The sequence below is a fragment of the Flavobacterium caeni genome (genome assembly GCF_900101895.1).
GTDB classification, from domain to species: Bacteria; Bacteroidota; Bacteroidia; order Flavobacteriales; family Flavobacteriaceae; genus Flavobacterium; species Flavobacterium caeni.
Map to the genome: position 1 here is coordinate 1 of NZ_FMVF01000080.1, position 1,029 is coordinate 1,029.

General features: G+C 40.7%; 1 protein-coding gene. It reads left to right on the forward strand.

All coding sequences use genetic code 11. From position 1 onward, the window contains the following. Positions 1–101: 101 nt before the first annotated feature. On the forward strand, positions 102–1,013 hold the full coding sequence (locus BLP55_RS16660) for an IS982 family transposase (protein WP_091147582.1): 912 nt from the start codon (positions 102–104) through the stop codon (positions 1,011–1,013). The last annotated feature ends 16 nt before the right edge of the window (positions 1,014–1,029 follow it).

Here is a 1,029-nt window from a genome sequence, read left to right on the forward strand (position 1 = left end):
TAACCCGTTGTGCGGTTTGAATTAATAACATAATTCAATAAAAAAAGTTGTGCATTATACTGAAATTCAGTATTTTAAATAAGTTTCTGACGTTTATCTAAATGCACAACCTGAAAACAAATTTCGACAAAATTATTGGCATAGTCAAATCTATTTCGGAAGGCAATCTGTATGATGAGGGTAATTTCTACAGCTACAGAAACAAACCTAAAATGTCTGATATCGAGATTATTGCGCTGGTGTTGACTGCTGAATCGTTGGGGATTGATTCCGAAAACCTACTCTTTTCCAAACTTCGCCAGGAGTTTATGGAAGATTTCCCGAGACTTCCGGACCGAACCAATTACAACCGGCGTCGCAAGCGTCTCCAGAATCATTTTGCCTGGATTTGCGAATCGGTATCGAAGCTGATTTCACCAGACGAAAACCAGTACATTATCGATTCCATTCCGGTTCCCATCTGTGCCAATCCTCGAATCACACGGGTAAAAATCTGCAAGGAAGATCCACATCTGCAGCCTGCCAGAAGCTACCACGCATCGCACAAAATGTACTATTACGGTTTTAAGATGCAATTGGTCACTTCAAGATCAGGCGTACCGATTTCTCTGGGAATGACTCCGGCAAACGTACATGACGTAAGCTATCTGCAACATTTGGACGTCAATCAAATATCTGGTTCAGAGTTGATTGGAGATAAAGGTTATCTCTCTGCCTCATATCAGACTTCGCTCTTTGAAAATGAAGGAATACAGTTGATCACACCATTGAGAAGCAATATGAAGCGGCGGGAAAATCTCTGGAACCCTAAATACCGATATATCAGAAAGCGGATTGAAACCCTGTTCTCTCAAATGTGCGATCAACTCTATCTGAAGAGAAATTATGCTAAAACTCTGGATGGATTATTTGCGCGGATGTGTTCAAAAATTGGAAGCGTCGCCATACTGCAATATCTGAACTTCATCAATGAAAAACCGCTAAATAGATTGAAGCATGCGTTGGGAAATTAAACCGCACAACGGGTTA

Excerpts from the sequence above, each read along its gene's own strand:
- BLP55_RS16660 (WP_091147582.1), top strand. The coding sequence starts at position 102 with ATGCACAACCTGAAAACAAATTTCGACAAAATTATTGGCATAGTCAAA.